We start from the raw sequence: 16,077 nt of genomic DNA on the forward strand, positions 1-16,077 counted from the left end.
GAACGCGAACACCGCGATCATGGTGACGACGAAGGCCACGTCGGCCATCGCTGGCTCCTAGTGAGGTTCGGAAAGAAGCTGACAACGAGATGAGAGCCCCGTTCCGACCGTTTTCGGCCGCCGTTGATGGCTTCCATACGGCGGCGCGAACGCCTTTGACACCTCTCTGACGCCCTACTTCTCGTCGCGGTTGAAGAGCGACTTCGACCAGACGTAGCCGAGCACGGTGAGGGCGAGGCACCAGACGAGGGCGAGCCAGCCGTTGTGGCCGATCCCGGTGCCGAGGAGGAGGCCGCGCAGGGTCTCGATGGCGGGCGTGAACGGCTGGTACTCGGCGATCGGCTGGAACCAGCCGGGCATGGCGTTGATGGGGACGAAGGTGCTGGAGATCAGCGGGAGGAAGATCAGCGGCAGCGCGTTGTTGCCGGCGGCCTCGGCGTTCGGGCTGATCAGGCCCATGCCGACCGCGATCCAGGTGAGCGCGGTGGCGAACAGGACGACCAGGGCGAAGGCCGCGAGCCACTCCAGGAGGGTCGCGTCGGTGGAACGGAAGCCGATGGCCGCGGCGACGGCGCCGACGAGGACCACGCTGATCACCGACTGCAGCACACTGCCGACGACGTGCCCGGTGATCACCGAGCCGCGGTGGATGGGCATGGTGCGGAAGCGGGCGATGATGCCCTCGGTCATGTCGTTGGAGACGGAGACCGCGGTGCCGATCGTGGTGGACCCGATCGTCATCAGCACCAGGCCCGGTACGAGGTAGGCGATGTACGCGGACCGGTCGGCGCCGCCGCCGATGCCGGCGCTCATCGTGTCCCCGAAGACGTAGACGAAGAGGAGCAGCAGCATGACGGGCGTGAGCAGGAGGTTCAGGGTGAGGGAGGGGTAGCGGCGGGCGTGCAGGAGGTTGCGGCGCAGCATGGTGGAGGAGTCGCGCACGGCGAGGCTGAGATTGCTCATCGGAGGGTCTCCTTCAGCGGGTCGGTCTGGGCGGGGACGGTGGCGGTGGTGGTCGTGGTGAGGGCGAAGAAGACGTCGTCGAGGTCGGGGGTGTGGACGGTGAGTTCGTCGGCCTCGATGCCCGCGTCGTCGAGGCGGTCCAGGACGGTGCGCAGGTCGCGTTGGCTGCCGTCGCTGGGGATCTTCAGGGTGAGGGTGTCGTCGTCGCCGGTGCCGTGGGGCAGGGCGGTGGTGGCGTCGCGGTAGGTGGTGGGGTCGGTGAAGCGGAGCCGGACGTGTCCGCCGGGGACGATCCGTTTGAGTTCGTCGGCGGTGCCTTCGGCGGCGATTTTTCCGTTGTGGAGTACGGCGATGCGGTCGGCGAGTTCGTCGGCCTCTTCCAGGTACTGGGTGGTGAGGAAGACGGTGACGCCGCTGGTGACGAGGGCGCGGATGATCTGCCACATGGTGTGGCGGGAGCGGGGGTCGAGGCCGGTGGTGGGTTCGTCGAGGAAGATGATCCGGGGGTCGCCGACCAGGGTCATGGCGATGTCCAGGCGGCGTTTCATGCCGCCGGAGTAGGTGGAGGCGGGCTTGTGCGCGGCTTCGGTGAGGTCGAAGCGCTCCAGCAGTTCGGCGGCGACCCGCCGGCCCTCGCGCCGGGGCAGGTGGTGCAGGTCGGCCATGAGGAGCATGTTCTCCTCGCCGGTGATCAGGCCGTCCACGGCGGAGAACTGGCCGGTGACCCCGATCGCGCCGCGCACGGCCTGCGGGGCGGCGGCGAGGTCGTGGCCCGCCACCTGGGCCTGCCCGCCGTCGGCGGAGACGAGGGTGGAGAGGATCTGCACGGTCGTGGTCTTGCCCGCGCCGTTCGGGCCGAGCAGCGCGAACACCGAACCGGCCGGGATCCGCAGGTCGATGCCGTCGAGGACGGTCTTGTCGCCGTAGGACTTGCGCAGACCCACGGCGGAGACGGCGGCGGGTGCCTGCGGACCGGCTGCCGAATTGGACGTGGGCATGACAGATGAAGGCATGGAGCCCTCCCGTTCCGGGGGATGACAGGGGTGGGTGACTGACGTACAGGGGCGGGTGACTGACGTACAGCGGCGGGCGCGGCGCTCAGGCCTTGGCGCGGCGGACGTCGATGTTTCCGTACCGGGTGCGGGCGTGGACCTTCACGGTCTCCTCGGTCTCGGCGGGACTGTCGGACGCGGTGAGGGTGTTGCGCACCTGCCCGCCGCTCGAACGCACGTCGAGCCAGGCCGCCGTGCCCTCGCGGACGCCGACCTCGATGGCGCCGTAGGAGGTCTCCAGCCGGATCTCGCCGCGGGCCACCTCGTCCACCCGCAGGGTGCCGTGGGCGGTGGTCGCGGTGAGCGAGGCCTCGGCGTGGGCGACGTTGATGTCACCGTTGGCGTTCTTCACCCGCAGGTCGCCGAGCGCGGCGCCCACGGTCGTGGAGCCGTGCGAGTTCTTCAGTACGGCCGGACCGTCGAGGACGCCGACGCGGACGCTGCCGGAGCTGGTGGTGATCTCGGCCGAGCCCTCGACCCGGTCCACGGTGACCGAGCCGTGGGAGGCGGTGAGCTGGAGCGGCCCCGTCGTGTCCAGGCGGACGTCACCGCCCGGGGTCTTCACCCGGACCTCGCCGAGCCGGCCCTCGCCGAGGACCTGGGTCCAGGAGCCCTCCATGTCGACGCGTGAGCCCGTGGGCAGCTCCACCGTCACGTCGACGGCGCCGGAGGGCCCGATGAAGCGGCGCTCCTTCGTGCTGATCGTCAGGACGCCGCTCGCGCAGGAGACCTCGGTCTGCTCGGCAGCCCGTACGTCCCTGTCCCGCCCGGGGTCGACGGGCAGCACCTCGACGACCGTGTCGAGCCGGTCGCCCGCGGTGAACCGGATGGAACCGGCGCCCACGTGGGCGGTCACCGCGATCGGCCGGGGAGTGTCGAAAGAAGGCATGGCTGTACCGTCCTCATGAGTCCGTGGGGTGTCCCCGCTGGTGGGACGTGGTGTGAGCGCTGTGCTGTGGTTCTCTCGGGGCGCGAGCGCGAGAGGCTGAGCCCGTCCCGGGGCCCGCCCTGTGGCCCGTCCTAGCGCACCCAGCCCGTGAAGCTCTGTCCGACGTTGCGGGCCCGCTCCGGCGGACGCGGGGTGCCGCCGCCGTCGACGGCGGCCGACACGGCGCGTACCAGCCAGGCGTTGACGGACAGACCCTCGCGGCTCGCGGCCTCCTCGGCGCGCGCCTTGAGATGGGCCGGCAGCCGCAGGTTGACGCGGGCGGTGCCGCCCTCGTCGATGTCGGCGGCCGCCGGCGCCTTGAGCGTCTCGACGGGCGCGGCCGGCTCGACGGAGCCACCGCCCTCGGTGGGCGGCGGCGTCACCACGAAGTCGGGCTCGAGCCCGCGCAGCCGTACGTCGACGGAACCGGGGGCCAGGTCGCGGGTGATCTCGTCCATCGCGGCGGAGAGCACGTTGAGCATGGTCAGCCGGGTCGCCGACTCCAACGGGGCGATGAGCCGCTCCGCCAGTTCGCGGGCTTCGTGGCCACCGGCCTCGGCGGCCACCGCGAGTTCACGGCGGAGGGTGTCGACGTACGGAGTGAGATCCATGACGCCATGGTGGCACCACTATGGCGTCACACGCAAGCCCGAACGCTATCGACATGAGGGCGAGGGGGCGAACACCTCTCCGACCTGCGAAAACAAGCGAGACACCTCATGGTGCCATCGTGGCGCCACGGGAGCATCGTGGCGGCGCCATGCGTCGGGCGGCTACTCCGGGAGCCCGTGGGACGCCACCCGCTTCACCGTCCCCCCGGCCAGCCGGTAGGACAGACCGACGACCGCGCACCGGCCGGCGTCCACCTCGTTCGCCAGCAGCGCCGAGCGCCCCACCAGACCGTCGACGCTGCGGCGGATGTGCTCCTCCACGAACCGGTCGATCCCAGTGCCGCCCAGGGCGCGCGCCGCGAGCACGCTCGGGATCACCCGTTCCACCACGTCCCCGATGTAGCCGGCCGGCGCCGTACCGCCGTGCACGGCGTCGGCGGCCGCGGTGACCGCGCCGCAGGAGTCGTGCCCCAGCACCACCACGAGCGGTGCGCCCAGCACCTTCACGCCGTACTCGACACTGCCCAATGCCTCCGCGCCCGCCACGTGACCGGCCGTCCGCACCACGAACAGGTCGCCCAGCCCCCGGTCGAAGATGATCTCGGCCGCCAGCCGCGAGTCCGAGCACCCGAAGAGCACCGCGAACGGATGCTGGCGCGGGGCCAGCTCCGAGCGGCGGTCTGCGTCCTGGTTGGGGTGCAGGCGGTCACCGCTCACGAAACGGGCGTTGCCCTGCAGCAGGGCCGCGTAGGCCTCGGCGGGGGAGGAAGGGCTCAGATCAGGCATAGGTGCAAGGTACTGGCCCGATGGCGGAACGGCGGGCAGGCGGTAGAGTGGGGAGGACTTGCAGAATTCTTCAATTCAGCAGTTGCCTTGATCCATACATCCTCCACGGACTGCACGGACGGACGAGAGGTGATCGGAATGCCGGTCCCGCTGTACGAGGCGAAGGCCGACTTCTTCCGGATGCTGGGTCACCCGGTACGCATCCGGGTGCTGGAACTGCTGCAGGCCGGTCCGAGGCCGGTCCGCGAGCTGCTCGCGGAGATCGAGATCGAGCCCTCGAACCTCTCCCAGCAGCTCGCCGTGCTCCGCCGTTCCGGCATCGTCACCGCCACCCGCACCGGCTCCACCGTCGTGTACGAACTGTCCGGCGGGGAGGTCGCCGAGCTGCTGGCCACCGCCCGGCGGATCCTCTCCGATCTGCTCACGGGCCAACGGCGGCTGCTGGAAGAGCTGCGGACCGCGGAGCCCGTCCGATGAGCGGGCGCCGCAACGAGGAACGCCGGTTCGAGCGCGGCGTCGCCATCCGGGCGGGCTTCTACATCTTCGGCACGCACGTCCTCGCCGGTTTCATCTGGCTGCTCTTCTACGTGGGCGAGCACGCCCACAAGTGACCGGCCGCGCGGGCCTACGCCCGCTCGGGCCCCGGCTCGGGCTGTCCGGCCCGTAGGTCCGCGAGCAGTTCGGCCTGCCCGGCGAGCACGCCGGACAGGATGCCGCGCGCGACCCTGAGCAGCTCGGCGACCTGCGGGCTGGTCAGGGAGTAGTACACGGTCGATCCCTCCTTGCGGGACACCACCAGGTTCGCCCGGCGCAACACCGCGAGCTGCTGGGACAGATGGGCCGGCTCGATCCCCACCTCGGGGAGCATCTCCGCCACCGCGTGCTCGCGCTCGCTCAGCAGTTCCAGGACGCGGATGCGCGCCGGGTGGCCGAGCGTCTTGAAGAACTCGGCCTTCAACTGGTACAGCGGCGTGCTCATCGTGCCTTCGCCCTCCTAGCGCCGCGGCGGCGCGGCCCGGTCGGCCCGCTCTGGGCGCGTCGCGCCCGTCCCGTCCTCATCAGCATGCCGCCCATCCTCGCCCGAGCCACCCGCCAGGCCGAATCCGCCGGGACGAACCCGGTCGCACCGGGACGGTGCCGGGTTACTCCGACCGGCTGTGGACGGGCGGCACGCCCCGGACCCACGGGCCAGGGTGGGCGGAAGGCGAACCGCACGGCGGGAGGCGAGGCACGCGTGATGGCGGAGGAGAACTCCGGTGAGGGCCCCGCCGAGGAGCCCGCGGCGGTCACCGGCCGCAGTGGCGCCGACGAGCCGTACGCCTCGCTCCTCGACCTGCCGCTCAGCTCCGACCTGAACCGGATCGGCGAGCAGCTGCACGCCCTGGCCCGCGCCCAGCGGACCCTCCAGGAACTGCTCCAGGCGGTCGTGAACATCACCGGCGAGCTGGAGCTGCCCGCGGTGCTGCGCCGCATCGTGCGCACCGCGATGGACCTGGTGGGCGCCCGCTACGGGGCCATGGGCGTCCTCGACCAGGAGGGCAGGCTCCTGGAGGAGTTCATTCCGCTGGGGCTCACCACGAAGGAGCTGGCCGACCTGGAGGGCGTGGAGCTGCCGCGGGGCAGGGGCCTGCTGGGACACCTGATCCACCACCCCGAGCCGCTGCGGGTCAAGAACATCTCGCGCCACCCGGAATCGGCGGGCTTCCCGCCCGGACATCCGCCGATGCGCAGCCTGCTCGGGGTGGCGATCAGTGTGCGCGGCCGGATCTACGGCAACCTCTACCTCTCCGAACGCAAGGACGGGCAGCCCTTCGACCGGCACGACGAGGGCGTGATCCGCGCGCTGGCCGGCACGGCGGGCGTGGCGATCGAGAACGCCCGCCTCTACCAGCAGGTCCAGAACAGCAGCGAGCAGTTCCAGCGGCTGCTGCTGCCGCGCCTGCCCGACCTGCGGCCCTTCTCCGCGGGCGCGGCCTACCGCCCGGCGAGCGCGCCCGCCGCCGTGGGCGGCGACTGGTACGACGCCATGCTGCTGCCCGGCGGGGCCTGCGCGGCGGTGATCGGCGACGTCGTGGGGCACGACCTGCGGGCCGCGGCCGACATGTCCCAGATCCGCAACATGCTGCGCGCCCTGTACTACGACCCGGGCGCCGCGCCCAGCACCTCCCTCGCCCGGCTCGACCGGATCATGAACGCGGCCCTGGACGAGGCCCCGGTCGCCACGGCGCTCCTCGCCCGGCTGGAGCCCGCCGACGGCACCTGGCAGCTGCGCTGGTCCAGCGCGGGGCACCCACAGCCGCTGGTGCTGCTGCCCGACGGGCGGGTCCGCTACCTGGACGTGGAGCCCGGACTTCCGCTCGGAGTGGCGCCCGATCTGCCGCGGCCCGACCACTGCCGGCCCCTGCCGGTGGACAGCACCGTCATCCTGTTCACCGACGGCCTCGTGGAGGTCCCCGGCCAGCCGCTGGACCGGGGCCTGGACGCGCTGGCCGTCACCGCCTCCCGGCTGGCGGGGCTGGCGCCCGAGGACCTGTGCCGTGCCCTGGTCGCCCACCGGCCCGGCAACGGCCACGACGACAAGGCGGTCATCGCCCTGCGCACCCCGCCCCTGACGAGCTACGGCGCCTCGTGAGGGCGGCCGGTCCGCGGCTCACAGCGGTCCGCGGCTCACAGCGGTCTCCGGCTCACAGCGGGAGCGTGATCCAGATGCTCTTGCCCCGGCCGTCGCCGTCGCCCCGGACCACCGCGGTGCCGCCCAGGGTGCCGGTGAGCTCCATGACGGTCGCCAGGCCCCCGGTCCGGCCGGTGGTCTCCGCGCCGTGCAGCCGCGGCTGGTACGGGTGCCGGTCGTGCACGGCGAAGGCCAGGCAGTCGTCTCCGACCGCGTACGTGACGGTCACCTGCTCGCTCGGCGGCGACGCGTGGCGGACGCTGTTGGTGACCAGTTCGCTGAGGATCAGCAGGGCGGGTGCGACGGCGGGGTGCCCCGGGTTCACGCCCCACTCGGCGAGGGCCTGCTCGGCCGTCTCCCGGGCCACCCGGACCGCCGGGGGCGCCGCGGGCAGGGTGAGCACGTGCCGGTGGGGCAGGGGCTGGAGCAGGGTGCTCATCGCGTCTCCACAGGGGAAACCGGTCCGCGGCTTCCTGCGGACCCGGGGCCCCAGCATCCAACGACTTGCGAACTTTCGCAATTCAGCAGACATGCGGCCCCGGGACGCTCAGGCCGCCTCCAGCCGTGGTTCCGGCAGCGCCGGCGGCGCCGCGGGCACCGGTGCCCAGCCCTTCGTGGTCCGTACGTAGCCGTGGATCACCGAGGCCATGGCCAGCAGCAGGAGCGGTCCGAAGACCCACGGGTGCCGGGCCATCTCCAGCGACAGGTAGCGCGTCGAGGCCAGGATCGCGGCGAACACCAGCGCCCCGTGGGCGACCAGCAGGCTCCCCGACCGGTCCCAGCCGCGGTCCAGGGCACGCAGCCCCGCCTCGACCGTGACCGCGAACACGACGCCGGCGATGAGGTCGATGGCGTAGTGGTAGCCGAACCCCAGCGTCGCGGTGAGCGTGGCGACCAGCCAGAACGTTCCCGCCCAGCGCAGGACGCGCGGACCCTTCCGGGAGTGGATGAAGATCACGGTGGCCCACGCCGTGTGCAGGCTGGGCATGCAGTTGCGGGGGGTGACCCCGTCGTACGTGAACGGGTGGGGCGGGCCGATCGGCGGAAGCGTGTGCGGCCACAGGTCGGCGATCGCCCACTCCGCGCCGCCGGTGCCGAAGGCGCCCGTGCCGTAGGCGAAGACCGGTCCGACGACCGGGAAGATCATGTAGATGCCCGGCCCGAGCAGGCCTATCAGCAGGAAGGTGCGGACCAGGTGGTGGCGCGGGAACCGGCGCTCGGCCGCCACCTTGCGCAGCTGGTACAGCGCGACGACGACCGCGGCCACCGCGAGCTGCACGTAGACCCAGTCCAGTACGTGCTCACCGACCGCGCCCGTGGCCTCGACGGCCCGTCCCACCAGCCACGACGGGTTCCCCAGCGCGTGGTCGGCGGTCGCCACGTACGGGTCGAGCACGTCCGGACGCGTCTTCGACGTGATCAGCAGCCAGGCGTCCCCGGTCTTGCGGCCGGCCACCAGCAGGAGGCCGAGCCCGACGCCCTTCAGCAGGAGGATCCGTTCCGGGCCGGTGCGGCGGGTCAGGGCGACGACCCCGCAGCCCAGGACCACCCACAGCGCGCCGTTGCCGAAGGAGTGGCTGCCGGACGCGGTGGCGTCCGCCGCCCACCGCACCAGGGCGACGGCGAGGTCGACGCCGACCGCGACGGCCGCCGCGACCAGCCGCTGCCGCCAGGTGAGAACCACCATCGTCAGCGCCAGCCCGGCGTAGAGCAGGGGCCCCGAGGCCGGGGCGAACACCAACTCCTTGGCCTGGTTGGTCATCGGCCCCGGCAGGCCGTAGTGGCGCGCGGCGATCTCCAGCGCGACGAGGAACGCGAGGGTCGCCGCACCCGCCGCGGCCCAGAGTCCGGCCCGCGTCCCGCCCCTGGGTATTCGCGGTGTTTCCCGTGAAGACATGCACAGGAAACTAGCCCATCAGTGGCTGAGCTCCGGCTGCCAGGCGAAGCCGTCCGGGTCGGCGAACGGGCGGGTGCCGCCGGAGAGGACGAGACGGTGGGAGCCGGTGCCGTCGGCGGAGACGCCCGCGACCTTGGCGAGGGCCCGGCGCTTGTAGAGGGAGAGCTTGACGGTGCCCGGGCCGGTGGCGAACTCGACGTACTTCCCGCCGAAGCTCTTGCCCACGGTGAGGCCCTGCTCGACGTAGAACCGCTTGGTGGCCTTGACGTCCTCGACGCCCAGGAGCAGCACGATCTCGTCGACGTCGCGGGTGACCGGGGCGGTGTCCTTCTTCGCCGAGGTCGCGATCTGCCAGACCGTGCCGTCCGGTGCCTGCACCACTCCGCCGTAGCCCCACAGCGACTTCGCGGCGGGCTTGAGGACGGTGGCGCCGGCGTCCACGGCGGCGGTGAACAGGGCGTCGACGTTGCCGGGCTGGGCGACGACGAGCGACAGGGTGAAGCCGCGGAACCCGCTCGTCGGGTCGTCCGAGGCGCGCAGCCGCACCCGCGATCCGTCGAGCCCGAAGGCGTCGGCGTAGAAGCGGGCGGCGGCCTCGGTGTCGGCCACCTCGAGGGTGACGGAGTCGATGGAGTTCATGTCCTAGACGTTATGGGCGGGCGGGTCCGCGGTGCTTCTCGAAAACTGACCGGCTGCCCCGCCCTGCCGAAACGTTTTGGCGCCAGGCAGACTCTGCGGCACAGGCACGACCACGGAGGATGACGTACACATGATCACGCTCACCAAGGAAGGCGGCCCCGCGGACCTGGACGGAGTGACCCACCTGTCCATCGGCGTCTCCTGGGACCCCACCGCCGGCAGCAGCGGCGGAGTGCTCGGCAAGCTGCGGCGCAAGACCGGCACCGACCTCGACCTGATCGCCGTCGCACTGCAGGGCGGTGACCCGGTGCGCCTCGCCGGGCTCGACTCGCTCGACCCGATGGGCAACGGCTCGCTGCTGCACAGCGGCGACAACCAGACCGGTCACGGGGACGGAGACGACGAGACGGTGACCGTCGAGTTCGCGCGGCTCCCGAGCGCCATCACGTCGATCGTGTTCGTCGCCGCCGCGTACAAGAAGGGCAGCTCCTTCCAGAAGGCGCGCAACATCAGCTTCAAGGTCTACGACGCGACCGGGGGCAGCTCGGAGCAGGTCGCCGACATCTGGCCCAGCCTGCTCAGCCAGGACAACGGCTGCGCCGTGGCCAAGGCGGTGCGGGTCGGCGGCACCTGGAAGCTGGAGGTCGTCAACGAGACGGGCAAGATCAAGCAGGGCGACGAGCACGCCCTGATGCGCTTCGCCGTCAGCAAGTAGTACGGCGGTACGGCCCGACGGCGGCACCCCCCGACGACGGGCGCCCGGCCGTCGGCGCCCGTCGTCAGGCGCCGGTCGTCACGCGCCGCCGGACCAGGCGTCCGGTCGGAGGGGTCAGGACCGCCTCGGTCACCTCGGCCGCCGAGGCCATGACGTCGGCCGCGAACCGGCGCCGGCCGACGCCGAGCCGGCGCAGCCCCGCGCCGTGGTCGACGGCGACGACCGGCGGCACACCCGACGACGGGCACCCGGCCCGACGGCGGCGGTACGGTCCGAGACGGCGGTACGGTCCGAGACGGCGGTACAGCCCGACGACGGGCGCCCGACCCAAAGACGGCGGTACGGCTCGAGACGGCGGTACGGCTCGACGGCGGCGGCACACCAGACGACGGGCGCCCGGCCGGACGACGGCGGCACGCCCGACGACGGCGGCACACCCGACGGCGGGCGCCCGACCCGACGACGGCGGTACGCCCGACGACGGCGGTACACCCGACGGCGGGCGCCCGGCCGTCGGCGCCGGTCGTCACGCGCCGCCGGACCAGGCGTCCGGCCGGGGGGTCAGGACCGCCTCGGCCACCTCGGCCGCCGAGGCCATGACGTCGGCCGCGAACCGGCGCCGGCCGACGCCGAGCCGGCGCAGCCCCGCGCCGTGGTCGACGGCGACGACCACGGTGGCGGCGAGCAGGAGCAGCCGCCACAGGCCCATCACGGGGCGGCGGGTCACCGCGGGGAGTTCGGCCAGCGAGTGGTGCAGCCGCTCGCAGTGGAAGGGCACGTGGCGCTGCTCGTCGGCCAGGATCCGGCCCGCCACCTCCGAGGTCAGCGCGTCGTCGGTGCCGTCCCGCAGGGCCCGGTAGTAGCGCAGCGCCACCACCTCGGCGATCATCAGCACCAGCAGCTCGGTGCGCAGGCCCAGCAGCCGCCGCAGCCGTACGAAGACGGTGTCGCTCCAGTGGCCGCTCAGCGTCGGCCTGCCCCCGGCGGCCAGCAGCCGGGCGAGCAGCCGGGCGTGGTTCTGCTCCTCGGCGACGAAGAGCCGCACCGCCCGCGCGTAGTCGGCGTCGCCCGCCTCCTCGGCCTTGGCGACGAGGTTCGCGCCGTCACCGTCCTCGCCGACCTGGAAACGCTGGATGCCCGCCCACACCGCCCGGTGCAGTACGGCGCCCCGCGCCCAGTCCGGATCGCCCTGCGCCGTCCTGCGCTCCCGCTCGTCCTCGAACCGCCGTGTCCACTTGGCGAACCCGTCCGTACCCACTGCGCCGCCCCTTCCCGGGACACGGCCGCCGTGCCCTGGATGGGGACGACGCAACCGCCCGCCGATTCGTTCCCCGCGGACCGTCCCGGCCGTCCGGCCGTCGCGCCGTCAGCCGCTCAGTCCCAGTTCGCCCGCGCGCACGCCCGCCTGGAACCGCGACCCGGCGTCCAGGGCGTCGAGCAGCCCGGCGACCCGGCGCCGGTAGGTGCGCAGCGACATGCCCAGCTCCCGGGCGGCGGCCTCGTCCGTGGCACCCGAGCCCAGCGCCCGCAGCACCGTCCGGCTCCCGGCGTCGAGGTGCGGCTGGTCGCCCCGCAGGAAGGACGCGAGGTCGGTGGCCGCCGCCCAGGCGGCTTCGAACAGGGCATGCACGCCGCCGACCAGGGTGGGCGCACCGGTCACGGTGTACGAGCGGCCGCCGGGCGAGTCCGCACCGGCGAGGATCGCCCAGCGCCGGTCGATGATGATCGTCTCGTGCGGCAGGGCACCGGCGGCGATCCGCACCCGGGCACCCCGGGCCGCCAGCTCGGCCAGGTGCGCCCGGCCGCCCTCGTCGGCCAGCGCGGCCGGGCTGAGCAGCTTGCGGACGTGCGCGGCACCGCTGTCCCGCACCCGCTCCCGGGCGACCTGGCGGGCGGCGGGGCGGGGCCAGGTGTCGAGGTCGCGGGCGGCGCAGACGAACTCCTCCCGGACCGAGGAGAAGAGATGCCCGGCACGGGCCAGCAACTCCGTATCACCGTGCACCGTCGTGCTCTCTGCCATCGGGGCCATACGGCCATTGTGCCGCCCGCGCATCGCCGCCGGCCGGGGTCGCGGTGACGGCCGCACCCACGCGGGGCGGCGGCTGGCAGCAAGCTGCCACGGGCTCGTCGGGCGGGGGGCGCGCCGCGCAGGGTGAGGACATGAGCAACGACTTCCGCCTCGGTGGCGACCTTCCGATCGGGCGGCTCGGCTTCGGAGCCATGCGCCTGCCCACCAACAGCTTCCACGGCCCGGCCCGCGACCCGGAGACCGGCCGCGCCGTGCTGCGCCGTGCCGTGGAACTCGGCGTCGACCACATCGACACCGCGGCCTTCTACGCCAGCGGCGACGGCTCCGTCCGCGCCAACGACCTGATCCGCGAGGCCCTGCACCCCTACCCGGACGGCCTGGTGATCGCCACCAAGGTCGGCCCGCTGCGCACCCCGGACGGCGGCCTGCGGGCGACCACCGATCCGGGCGCACTGCGGGCCCTGGTCGAGGAGAACCTGGCGGGCCTCGGGGTCGACCGCCTCGACCTGGTCTACCTCCGTATCGGCGGCATCGAGCCACCGCCGCACGGCGAGTCCGTCGCCGCCCGCTTCGAGGCGCTGGCCGCGCTGCGCGAGGAGGGCCTGATCCGGCACCTGGGCCTCAGCCACGTGGACGCCGGGCACCTCGCCGAGGCGCGGGCGATCGCACCCGTCGCCGCCGTCCAGAACCACCTTCACACCGACCGGCAGGACGACGCGGAGGTGCTGGCCCGCTGCGAGGAGTCCGGCATCGCCTACGTGCCGTACTTCCCGCTGGGCGGCGGCCTGGACGACATCGGCGGGGACCGCGTCGCCAAGGTCGCGGACCGGCACGGCGCCACGGCCCAGCAGATCGCGCTCGCCCGGCTGCTCGCCTCCTCGCCCGTCACCCTGGCCATCCCCGGCACGGGCTCCCTGGCCCACCTGGAGGAGAACACCGCCGCCGGGTCGATCGTCCTGACCGCAGAGGACCTCGCCGACCTCCGCTGACCCCGCCCGCACGGACGTGTCCTTTGTCTCGGTACGGGGGGTTTCCGCACCCGGACCGGCACTGTCCGCCAGGTCGGCGGGGAAAACCCGGTGGCCGTCCCGGGAATATTCCCCCGGCGGCCGATCGGGCCAAGATTATCGCCGGCACCCGGTCGATCACGGCGTGCTACTGTCGGACGAAGTTGCAGTTGTGGTTGCCTGAAGGTTTTTCCGACGGGGTGATCATCGCGGCGACCGGAGTGCACACAGGGTGAACTCCGAGCACCGTACCGAAGGAGAAAACATGGCTTCCGGCACCGTGAAGTGGTTCAACGCCGAAAAGGGCTTCGGCTTCATCGAGCAGGACGGCGGCGGTCCCGACGTCTTCGCCCACTACTCGAACATCAACGCGCAGGGCTTCCGCGAGCTGCTCGAGGGTCAGAAGGTGACCTTCGACATCGCGCAGGGCCAGAAGGGCCCGACGGCCGAGAACATCACCCCGGCCTGACGCTCACGCACACCGCGCAGCTGGGGCCCGCACCTTGGGGTGCGGGCCCCAGCTCGCCGCGTTTCCGGGTGCACGCCGCCCCGCGGGGGCCACGGATTTTCCCCCGCGCATTCGACTTACCCGCGTTCCCCGTGTCTCCGCGTTCCCCCGCATTCACCAATTCTCCCGGTCCGCCCGGCCCCACACGCCGAAATCGACCGGTCCGGCTCGTTCTTGCGATTCCCTGCGCCGCTCTTCCGCTGCGGGTCTCCCTTGATACGTGCCGTATCAAGGAAGGTTCCCCATGAACCGCGCACGCACCAACGACCGCCGACGCGCCGGCGACGGCCCCCGTCGCTCCCGTTCGTCCGGCCGCCCCCAGAACTCCGGCCGCCGCCCGGCCGCCGCGCCCCAGGGCGGCGAGTTCGCCCTGCCCAAGACCGTCACCCCGGCGCTGCCCGCCGTCGAGACCTTCGCCGAACTGGACCTGCCGGCCCGCATGCTGACCGCGCTCGGCGACCAGGGCGTGACCGTGCCGTTCCCGATCCAGGCGGCGACCCTGCCGAACTCCCTGGCCGGACGCGACGTGCTCGGCCGCGGCCGCACCGGTTCGGGCAAGACGCTCGCCTTCGGCCTGGCCCTGCTGGCCCGCACGGCGGGCAAGCGCGCCGAGCCGCGGCGTCCGCTCGCCCTGGTCCTCGTCCCCACCCGTGAGCTGGCCCAGCAGGTCACCGACGCGCTCACCCCGTACGCCCGCGCCGTGGGCCTCCGGTCGGCCACCGTGGTCGGCGGCATGTCCATCGGCCGGCAGGCCGGGGCGCTGCGCTCCGGCGCGGAGGTCGTCGTCGCGACGCCCGGACGGCTCAAGGACCTCATCGACCGCGGCGACTGCGCCCTCGGCGACGTCTCCATCACGGTCCTGGACGAGGCCGACCAGATGACCGACATGGGCTTCATGCCGCAGGTCACCGCCCTGCTCGACCAGGTGCGGCCGGACGGGCAGCGGATGCTGTTCTCGGCCACCCTGGACCGCAACGTCGACAAGCTGGTCCGCCGCTACCTGACCGACCCGGTGGTCCACTCCGTCGACCCGTCGGCCGGTGCCGTCACCACGATGGAGCACCACGTGCTGCACGTGCAGGACGAGGACAAGCAGCGCGCGACCATCGAGATCGCCGCCCGCGACGGCCGGGTCATCATGTTCCTGGACACCAAGCACCGGGTGGACCGGCTGGTGAAGCACCTGCTGAAGAGCGGGGTGCGCGCCGCCGGCCTGCACGGCGGCAAGTCCCAGCCGCAGCGCACCCGGACCCTCGCCCAGTTCAAGGACGGGCAGGTGACGGCGCTGGTGGCGACCAACGTCGCGGCCCGCGGCATCCACGTCGACAACCTCGACCTGGTCGTCAACGTCGACCCGCCCGGCGACCACAAGGATTACCTGCACCGGGGCGGCCGTACGGCCCGGGCCGGGGAGTCCGGCAGCGTCGTCACGCTCGTGACGCCGGACCAGCGGCGCGAGATGACCCGGCTGATGTCCCTGGCCGGTATCACCCCGCAGGTCACCCCGGTCCGCTCGGGCGAGGCGGAGCTGGCGCGCATCACCGGTGCGCAGGCTCCCTCGGGCGTCCCCGTCGTCATCGCCGCACCGGTCGTGGAGCGCCCCCGGCGCGCCGCCGCCGGTGCGGGGTCCTCGTCCCGCGGCCGCCGCGGCCGTTCCGGGCAGGGCGGCCGCAGCGGCGGACAGGGGACCGGCACCCAGGCCCGTAGCGGCGCCGCACAGCCCCGCACCGCGGGCCAGGGCCGCGCCGCCCAGGGGCGGCCCGCCGGCGAGTCCCCGCGCCGCAGGCCGCGCCGCCAGTCCACCGGCGGTTCGGCCGGTTCGACCGGCTCGGCGGCCTGACCCCCCAGGACACCCGCCCCGGGTCCGGACGCGGTCCGGATCCGGGTCCTGACCCCACCCGCCCCACCCGCCCCATTCCGCTCGTTGGAGGCATCATGCGCTGTGTCATCGCCCGGTACCCGTTCGACCTCACCAAGAGCGGGGTGCTGGACTCGATGAAGGGCGTCACGCCCGAACCGGTCACCGGTGAGTCCGTGACCATCGGCCGCCGCCGCTACCCCGTCAAGCAGGTGGGCGAGGTCGTCACCCGGCAGGACCGGCGCGACTTCAGCGGCGGCGAGGTGACCCGGGCCATGACCCGTCTCGGCTTCACCTGCCACCCCGCCCCGGGGGCCGAACCCGCGCCGTCGGCGCCCGCGACCACGCCGGTCGAGACGGCGTCCGCGCTGCTCGGCGGCACCGTCAGCACGCCCCAGGAACTCTGAGGCCGG

Annotated in this window: 20 protein-coding genes; 8 read left to right on the forward strand and 12 right to left on the reverse strand. The window is 73.1% G+C overall.

The window, feature by feature from the left end; translation table 11 throughout:
* Positions 1–174 precede the first annotated feature (174 nt).
* From ACH4D3_RS35530 to ACH4D3_RS35550, 5 genes are all read right to left on the reverse strand, one after another.
* On the reverse strand, positions 175–963 hold the full coding sequence (locus ACH4D3_RS35530; RefSeq protein WP_398331132.1) for an ABC transporter permease: 789 nt from the start codon (positions 961–963) through the stop codon (positions 175–177).
* Positions 960–1,961 carry an ATP-binding cassette domain-containing protein gene (locus tag ACH4D3_RS35535; RefSeq protein WP_398331135.1) on the reverse strand — a complete coding sequence of 334 codons (1,002 nt, stop codon included), beginning with the start codon at positions 1,959–1,961 and terminating at the stop codon, positions 960–962. Before ACH4D3_RS35535 ends, ACH4D3_RS35530 begins: the two co-directional genes overlap by 4 nt.
* A 100-nt stretch (positions 1,962–2,061) precedes the next feature.
* Positions 2,062–2,904 (reverse strand): DUF4097 family beta strand repeat-containing protein, encoded by an 843-nt coding sequence (locus tag ACH4D3_RS35540; protein ID WP_398331137.1) that lies wholly within the window; start codon positions 2,902–2,904, stop codon positions 2,062–2,064.
* Between the two features lie 131 nt (positions 2,905–3,035).
* Positions 3,036–3,554: a toxin-antitoxin system HicB family antitoxin gene (locus ACH4D3_RS35545; RefSeq protein WP_398331140.1), complete on the reverse strand. Its 519-nt coding sequence runs from the start codon at positions 3,552–3,554 to the stop codon at positions 3,036–3,038.
* A gap of 162 nt (positions 3,555–3,716) precedes the next feature.
* Positions 3,717–4,340, reverse strand: coding sequence for a carbonic anhydrase (locus ACH4D3_RS35550; protein WP_398331143.1), 624 nt, complete (start codon positions 4,338–4,340; stop codon positions 3,717–3,719).
* 138 nt (positions 4,341–4,478) lie between these two features.
* Here ACH4D3_RS35550 and ACH4D3_RS35555 point away from each other — a divergent pair, with 138 nt between their 5' ends.
* The gene (locus tag ACH4D3_RS35555) at positions 4,479–4,817 is read left to right on the forward strand and encodes an ArsR/SmtB family transcription factor (protein WP_398331146.1); all 339 of its coding nucleotides are present in this window, start codon (positions 4,479–4,481) and stop codon (positions 4,815–4,817) included.
* Positions 4,814–4,951 carry a DUF6126 family protein gene (locus tag ACH4D3_RS35560; RefSeq protein WP_398331149.1) on the forward strand — a complete coding sequence of 46 codons (138 nt, stop codon included), beginning with the start codon at positions 4,814–4,816 and terminating at the stop codon, positions 4,949–4,951. Before ACH4D3_RS35555 ends, ACH4D3_RS35560 begins: the two co-directional genes overlap by 4 nt.
* 14 nt (positions 4,952–4,965) lie before the next feature.
* Here the strand turns inward: ACH4D3_RS35560 and ACH4D3_RS35565 are convergent, their stop codons facing one another.
* Positions 4,966–5,319 carry a metalloregulator ArsR/SmtB family transcription factor gene (locus ACH4D3_RS35565; RefSeq protein ID WP_189740087.1) on the reverse strand — a complete coding sequence of 118 codons (354 nt, stop codon included), beginning with the start codon at positions 5,317–5,319 and terminating at the stop codon, positions 4,966–4,968.
* Between the two features lie 258 nt (positions 5,320–5,577).
* Here ACH4D3_RS35565 and ACH4D3_RS35570 point away from each other — a divergent pair, with 258 nt between their 5' ends.
* Complete coding sequence (locus tag ACH4D3_RS35570; protein ID WP_398331153.1) at positions 5,578–6,972, forward strand: SpoIIE family protein phosphatase; 1,395 nt, start codon at positions 5,578–5,580, stop codon at positions 6,970–6,972.
* Between the two features lie 52 nt (positions 6,973–7,024).
* On the opposite strand, the gene ACH4D3_RS35575 is transcribed toward ACH4D3_RS35570, so the two are convergent.
* The 3 genes from ACH4D3_RS35575 to ACH4D3_RS35585 form a co-directional block, all read right to left on the reverse strand.
* Complete coding sequence (locus tag ACH4D3_RS35575) at positions 7,025–7,450, reverse strand: ATP-binding protein (protein WP_398331155.1); 426 nt, start codon at positions 7,448–7,450, stop codon at positions 7,025–7,027.
* A 108-nt stretch (positions 7,451–7,558) separates the two neighbouring features.
* On the reverse strand, positions 7,559–8,908 hold the full coding sequence (locus ACH4D3_RS35580) for a phosphatase PAP2 family protein (protein WP_398331158.1): 1,350 nt from the start codon (positions 8,906–8,908) through the stop codon (positions 7,559–7,561).
* A gap of 18 nt (positions 8,909–8,926) precedes the next feature.
* A complete protein-coding gene (locus tag ACH4D3_RS35585) occupies positions 8,927–9,547 on the reverse strand; it encodes a glyoxalase (protein WP_398331161.1) in 621 nt (206 codons plus the stop codon).
* A 130-nt stretch (positions 9,548–9,677) separates the two neighbouring features.
* Here ACH4D3_RS35585 and ACH4D3_RS35590 point away from each other — a divergent pair, with 130 nt between their 5' ends.
* Positions 9,678–10,262: a TerD family protein gene (locus ACH4D3_RS35590; protein ID WP_115742931.1), complete on the forward strand. Its 585-nt coding sequence runs from the start codon at positions 9,678–9,680 to the stop codon at positions 10,260–10,262.
* A gap of 64 nt (positions 10,263–10,326) precedes the next feature.
* Here ACH4D3_RS35590 and ACH4D3_RS35595 read toward each other — a convergent pair whose 3' ends face one another.
* From ACH4D3_RS35595 to ACH4D3_RS35605, 3 genes are all read right to left on the reverse strand, one after another.
* Complete coding sequence (locus ACH4D3_RS35595) at positions 10,327–10,494, reverse strand: hypothetical protein (protein ID WP_398331164.1); 168 nt, start codon at positions 10,492–10,494, stop codon at positions 10,327–10,329.
* 294 nt (positions 10,495–10,788) lie between these two features.
* Positions 10,789–11,520, reverse strand: coding sequence for a ferritin-like domain-containing protein (locus ACH4D3_RS35600; RefSeq protein ID WP_398331167.1), 732 nt, complete (start codon positions 11,518–11,520; stop codon positions 10,789–10,791).
* 108 nt (positions 11,521–11,628) lie between these two features.
* Entirely contained in the window at positions 11,629–12,291 is a 663-nt protein-coding gene (locus ACH4D3_RS35605) for a DNA-binding response regulator (RefSeq protein WP_398331169.1), read from the reverse strand.
* A 131-nt stretch (positions 12,292–12,422) separates the two neighbouring features.
* On the opposite strand from ACH4D3_RS35605, the gene ACH4D3_RS35610 reads away from it, so the two are divergent.
* The 4 genes from ACH4D3_RS35610 to ACH4D3_RS35625 all read left to right on the forward strand — a co-directional run bounded on the left by ACH4D3_RS35610 (position 12,423) and on the right by ACH4D3_RS35625 (position 16,071).
* Positions 12,423–13,280 (forward strand): aldo/keto reductase, encoded by an 858-nt coding sequence (locus ACH4D3_RS35610; RefSeq protein WP_398331172.1) that lies wholly within the window; start codon positions 12,423–12,425, stop codon positions 13,278–13,280.
* Between the two features lie 283 nt (positions 13,281–13,563).
* A complete protein-coding gene (locus tag ACH4D3_RS35615; protein WP_003975209.1) occupies positions 13,564–13,767 on the forward strand; it encodes a cold-shock protein in 204 nt (67 codons plus the stop codon).
* A gap of 283 nt (positions 13,768–14,050) precedes the next feature.
* On the forward strand, positions 14,051–15,646 hold the full coding sequence (locus tag ACH4D3_RS35620) for a DEAD/DEAH box helicase (protein WP_398331175.1): 1,596 nt from the start codon (positions 14,051–14,053) through the stop codon (positions 15,644–15,646).
* A gap of 95 nt (positions 15,647–15,741) precedes the next feature.
* Positions 15,742–16,071, forward strand: coding sequence for an SCO5918 family protein (locus ACH4D3_RS35625; protein WP_361855870.1), 330 nt, complete (start codon positions 15,742–15,744; stop codon positions 16,069–16,071).
* The last annotated feature ends 6 nt before the right edge of the window (positions 16,072–16,077 follow it).

Origin of the sequence: Streptomyces sp. NPDC018026, from assembly GCF_044327745.1 — a bacterium.
In the GTDB taxonomy this organism is placed as follows: Bacteria; Actinomycetota; Actinomycetes; order Streptomycetales; family Streptomycetaceae; genus Streptomyces; species Streptomyces rubrogriseus.

What these genes read in the sequence shown, in the direction of transcription:
- ACH4D3_RS35580 (WP_398331158.1), bottom strand. Translation starts at nt 8,908, where the DNA reads ATGTCTTCACGGGAAACACCGCGAATACCCAGGGGCGGGACGCGGGCC.
- ACH4D3_RS35570 (WP_398331153.1), top strand. Translation starts at nt 5,578, where the DNA reads ATGGCGGAGGAGAACTCCGGTGAGGGCCCCGCCGAGGAGCCCGCGGCG.
- ACH4D3_RS35540 (WP_398331137.1), bottom strand. Translation starts at nt 2,904, where the DNA reads ATGCCTTCTTTCGACACTCCCCGGCCGATCGCGGTGACCGCCCACGTG.
- ACH4D3_RS35615 (WP_003975209.1), top strand. Translation starts at nt 13,564, where the DNA reads ATGGCTTCCGGCACCGTGAAGTGGTTCAACGCCGAAAAGGGCTTCGGC.
- ACH4D3_RS35610 (WP_398331172.1), top strand. Translation starts at nt 12,423, where the DNA reads ATGAGCAACGACTTCCGCCTCGGTGGCGACCTTCCGATCGGGCGGCTC.
- ACH4D3_RS35565 (WP_189740087.1), bottom strand. Translation starts at nt 5,319, where the DNA reads ATGAGCACGCCGCTGTACCAGTTGAAGGCCGAGTTCTTCAAGACGCTC.
- ACH4D3_RS35585 (WP_398331161.1), bottom strand. Translation starts at nt 9,547, where the DNA reads ATGAACTCCATCGACTCCGTCACCCTCGAGGTGGCCGACACCGAGGCC.
- ACH4D3_RS35625 (WP_361855870.1), top strand. Translation starts at nt 15,742, where the DNA reads ATGCGCTGTGTCATCGCCCGGTACCCGTTCGACCTCACCAAGAGCGGG.
- ACH4D3_RS35620 (WP_398331175.1), top strand. Translation starts at nt 14,051, where the DNA reads ATGAACCGCGCACGCACCAACGACCGCCGACGCGCCGGCGACGGCCCC.
- ACH4D3_RS35590 (WP_115742931.1), top strand. Translation starts at nt 9,678, where the DNA reads ATGATCACGCTCACCAAGGAAGGCGGCCCCGCGGACCTGGACGGAGTG.
- ACH4D3_RS35535 (WP_398331135.1), bottom strand. Translation starts at nt 1,961, where the DNA reads ATGCCCACGTCCAATTCGGCAGCCGGTCCGCAGGCACCCGCCGCCGTC.
- ACH4D3_RS35575 (WP_398331155.1), bottom strand. Translation starts at nt 7,450, where the DNA reads ATGAGCACCCTGCTCCAGCCCCTGCCCCACCGGCACGTGCTCACCCTG.
- ACH4D3_RS35530 (WP_398331132.1), bottom strand. Translation starts at nt 963, where the DNA reads ATGAGCAATCTCAGCCTCGCCGTGCGCGACTCCTCCACCATGCTGCGC.
- ACH4D3_RS35550 (WP_398331143.1), bottom strand. Translation starts at nt 4,340, where the DNA reads ATGCCTGATCTGAGCCCTTCCTCCCCCGCCGAGGCCTACGCGGCCCTG.
- ACH4D3_RS35555 (WP_398331146.1), top strand. Translation starts at nt 4,479, where the DNA reads ATGCCGGTCCCGCTGTACGAGGCGAAGGCCGACTTCTTCCGGATGCTG.
- ACH4D3_RS35605 (WP_398331169.1), bottom strand. Translation starts at nt 12,291, where the DNA reads ATGGCCCCGATGGCAGAGAGCACGACGGTGCACGGTGATACGGAGTTG.
- ACH4D3_RS35545 (WP_398331140.1), bottom strand. Translation starts at nt 3,554, where the DNA reads ATGGATCTCACTCCGTACGTCGACACCCTCCGCCGTGAACTCGCGGTG.
- ACH4D3_RS35560 (WP_398331149.1), top strand. Translation starts at nt 4,814, where the DNA reads ATGAGCGGGCGCCGCAACGAGGAACGCCGGTTCGAGCGCGGCGTCGCC.